This is a genomic window from Hyalangium sp. (genome assembly GCF_035629615.1).
In the GTDB taxonomy this organism is placed as follows: domain Bacteria; phylum Myxococcota; class Myxococcia; order Myxococcales; family Myxococcaceae; genus Hyalangium.
The window spans coordinates 1-3,562 of sequence record NZ_DASPHO010000543.1 but is presented as its reverse complement, the minus strand read 5'-3'; the positions used below and the strand labels follow the sequence as shown (position 1 = coordinate 3,562).

At 66.1% G+C, this 3,562-nt stretch carries 3 protein-coding genes and 1 pseudogene; 1 reads left to right on the top strand and 3 read right to left on the bottom strand.

The genetic code is table 11. From position 1 onward, the window contains the following. The coding region (locus VD972_RS27580; RefSeq protein WP_324991734.1) for a hypothetical protein at positions 1 to 684 on the top strand (684 nt) is incomplete at its 5' end. Between the two features lie 28 nt (positions 685 to 712). Here the strand turns inward: VD972_RS27580 and VD972_RS45570 are convergent. From VD972_RS45570 to VD972_RS27570, 3 genes and pseudogenes are all read right to left on the bottom strand, one after another. Continuing rightward, a pseudogene (locus VD972_RS45570) lies at positions 713 to 1,156 on the bottom strand (tyrosine-type recombinase/integrase); the annotation flags it as partial. 60 nt (positions 1,157 to 1,216) lie between these two features. Beyond that, positions 1,217 to 2,815 carry a serine hydrolase domain-containing protein gene (locus tag VD972_RS27575; RefSeq protein ID WP_324991733.1) on the bottom strand — a complete coding sequence of 533 codons (1,599 nt, stop codon included), beginning with the start codon at positions 2,813 to 2,815 and terminating at the stop codon, positions 1,217 to 1,219. Between the two features lie 299 nt (positions 2,816 to 3,114). Beyond that, the coding region (locus tag VD972_RS27570; protein WP_324991732.1) for a phage tail protein at positions 3,115 to 3,562 on the bottom strand (448 nt) is incomplete at its 5' end.

Genomic DNA, 3,562 nt, shown 5'->3' with positions numbered 1-3,562 from the left:
GGTCAAGGACGACGGCAAACCGACTCCAAGGAGGCGAACATCACCTTGAGGATGACGACCACAGGCGCAGCCCACCTGCGCCAGACGTGGAGAAGCTCACTAGTCTGGACGGCGCTCGCCGGCGCGCTTGCCGCGGCGCTTCTCGCCCTGGCGCTTGCGGCGCCGCCCGCGCAGAGCGCCGAGCGAAGCGCAACCACCGCTGTCACCGGCGGACAGACCTTGCTCAGGCTCGATGGCGGTACGGCGGCCGTGCTTACGGACGCGGGCGTCAGCATCAGGGCCACAGGCCCGGCCACCGGGCCCGCCGGTAGCACCCTGTTCGCCTTCCCGGTAGTCGGGGGTGAGGTCAACAAAAAGCAGCTCAGCGGAAGGATCGTACACTCCGGAGGCCTCGCCATCACCGCCGGGGACACGACGCTGGTGGTGAAGCGCTTCATCATCGACCTCGACACCGGATACCTGACCGCCAAGGTGGCCGGAGCAGGCGTGCGCATACCGCTGCTGCGCCTCGGCGCGGTTACGGGTGGAGTCAATGCCGCCCCCGGAGTACTGGTCCTTAAGGATGTAAACGTCAGGCTGACCAGCACGGCTGCAGGTGCCCTGAACCAGACCTTCAACACCGACCTGTTCAGTGGAGGACTCCTGATCGGGCAAGCCACAGTCATCGCCAGCACCAGGCGCTAGAAGAAGCCCCTTCACAAGCGGCCAGCCTTCAGCAAGAACAAGAAGCTGAAGGCTGACCGCTACCACAGGTCGGGCCGTCCTGTAAGCCGGATTCTGCTCTGAGCAGGCCATGGCGCATCACGGAGTCGCGCCGGCGCACCTTGCCGCGCGTGTTGGGGAAGACCCAACCCGAATCTGCCCACACCGACGCGGCCATGCGCTCGACCCGCTGCCGCTGGCGGTGGGCCCCGAGAACATCGACGGTGCGCGGGCCGATGCCCACCGTCCGCTCCTCGCCAGTCTTCGTCGTCGTGACGACCGTTTTGGTCCTCGTGGCCGCCGATCGGCGCACCCTCACGGCCGGACGGGGACCGCCCAGGTCGACGTCCTCCCAACGGAGCGCAGCGAGCTCACTCTGGCGCATCCCCGTTCGCAGAGCAAGGGTTAGCAGCGCCTCGTCTCGCACGCCTCTGGCGGCCTGTAATAGCCTTGAAGCCTCTTCTTGGTTTCAGCCCTCAGGGTGGCTCCGCTACTCCCGTCTCCGGCGGTCCTACTAGGCTCCCTGGTGCCGGTAGAGCCTTCCGCCGATGCGCAGCCACTGGACGCTCCCGTCGTGGCCCCGGAGGAAGTTCGCCCGGGCGAAAGTCGGCCCGCCGCTCCCGTCGTAGACGAGCACGTAATCGTCGCGGTAGAACGCCAGGCGTTGACCCTCCACCGGGGAGTCCTCCGCCCCTACCACATCCGAGGGGTCGTCGAGGACGGCCGACTCGACGCTGTCGGTTCGCCTCATGCGCAGCCAGCCGTCGGGGGTGCCCTTCAGCTCGATCCTGGTCTCCGCCTCCGTACCGCTGGGGGTAAGGATCGGGTCGATGATCCGCCCGGTGTAGACGCCTTCGTAGGGAGCCAGCTCGCGCCTGCTCAGCGCGCGGGGCTTGGCCGGCAGGTTGCTCACTCCCGCGAAGCGCCTGAGCGCCCAGTCGTCGACGAACAGATCGCCCAGCAGCCCGGGCCCGCCGTCGGAGTTCGTGAGCACGGTGAGGGCGAACTCCCGCTCGGGGACCATGACGAAGCCCGCGTGCTGGCCCAGGTAGTCCCCGCCGTGCTGGACGATGCGCACCCCTTGGGCGCTGGGCCTGAGCATCCAGGTAACCCCCATCCCGTCGAGCTCGACGAGCAGGGTTCCGCCCGGTCCCGGGTTGGTGCGCATCTCGATCAGCGACTTGTACTTGAGCAGCCTGGTCCCGTCCGGAGCCTTCCCGTTGCCCAGGTGGAAGGCGGCGTAGCGCAGCTGGTCGCGGACGCTGGAGATCAGGCCCCCGGTCGGGTGGAGAGTACGAGGCGCACGCCAGATCGAGGGGTCGACGACGGGCTCGCCGTCGACTATGTTGTGTGAGGCGGCCACGTTGAAGCCCACGATCTCGTCGGAGAAGAAGCGGCTGTGGTTCATCCGGAGCGGATCGAGCACCAGCTCCCTGACGGCCTCCTCATAGGTAGATCCGGTCACGGCCTCGATCACGCGTCCTGCAAGCACGATGGCGGCGTTGTTGTAGGCGAAGACCTCCCCGCGCGGCGTCTGCTGGGGTAGCCGCGCCATCCCCGCAACGTACCTCGCAAGCGCGTCGTCGCCGGGCCCCTTGTCGGCGTAGTACTCGCCCAGCCAGCCCGCGGAGTGGTTCAGGAGCTGGCGCACGGTCACCCGACGCGCCACCGAGGGTTGCGACGTAGCGAACTCGGGCAGGTAGGTTTTGACCCTCTCGTCCAGGTCTAGCTCACCCCTATCGACCAGCCGCATCGCCGCGGTGCCGGTGAAGGTCTTGGTGGTCGAACCGATCCGGAAGAGCGTGTCACCGTCCACGGGCGTGGGGTGGTCGACGTTGGTAACCCCGTAGCCCTTGACGTAGCGTTTGCCCCGGTGGATCATGCCCACTGCCACGCCGGGGATGCCGTGCTCTCGCATGCCGGCCCGGATCTTGGCGTCCAGTTCGTCGAAGAGCGAACCGCTACCGTCGCCACGCGTCCGGGGCGCCGCCTCGGCCTCAGCGGGGGTCGGGAGGACTACCAGGGACGTCGCGGTTGCGGCGGCGACGGTCCCCGTGGCCGTCCGCAGGAACTCGCCGCGCGTCAGTCGGTTGGGCTGCTGTTGTGTGCTCATGTATGGTACCTCCCGTCGTTCGGCCTGGTGTCTTTCGCCGACGGAGGTAGACAGGTGTTCAGCCCCCGCCCCTGCTTGCTATAGCATCCCAAGTATGGAGGCACCAGAGCATCGGCGTATCCCCTAAAGTAGCTATCTTTGCCGTAGCTTGGGGTTGCTTGCGGGTAGCGATCTTCCTAGAACTCCGTAAAGCGGAAGCCCAACTTCTGCGAATTATCCTTCCACGCACTCCGGTGAATAGAGGTAAGGAGGAAGGCCGAGGCTAGCAGCAGCCTCGGCCTTCCTCCTCTGGCGCGGTTTTATTGGGGAAACTGCCCAACGGTGCAGATCGCGTAATTGGGGGCCGCCGGTCCGGCGCCCTTCGGCTCGGCGCCTCGAAGATCAGGAAGGGCGAAGTTCGTTTGTCCGTTTCCGCCGTAATCGGTCCCAAGCAGGCTGTAGAGCGCTGTGTTCTGAGTTATCGACAACAGTTGACCTTGAGCCTTTTCCCAACCGCTGGGCACTCGCTCGCCGGCAAAGAGCCCAACCTCGCCTAGAAAGCAATTGCCGTCACGGTCTCTATCGCCGGTCCGAGCGTTCACTGGCGAGCCGAATAGAGCTGCGCGAGCGAACTTTGATGAGTCCATCCCATCGAGCTTGTCTGAGTTGGCGACCTTGCCTGTTATGCCGTCCTTCCAGCTCAGTTGCGTCTCTGTCGAGCGGCACGTCTGGCCATCTTCGACATCGATGACCCGCAGCGTGCCGTTT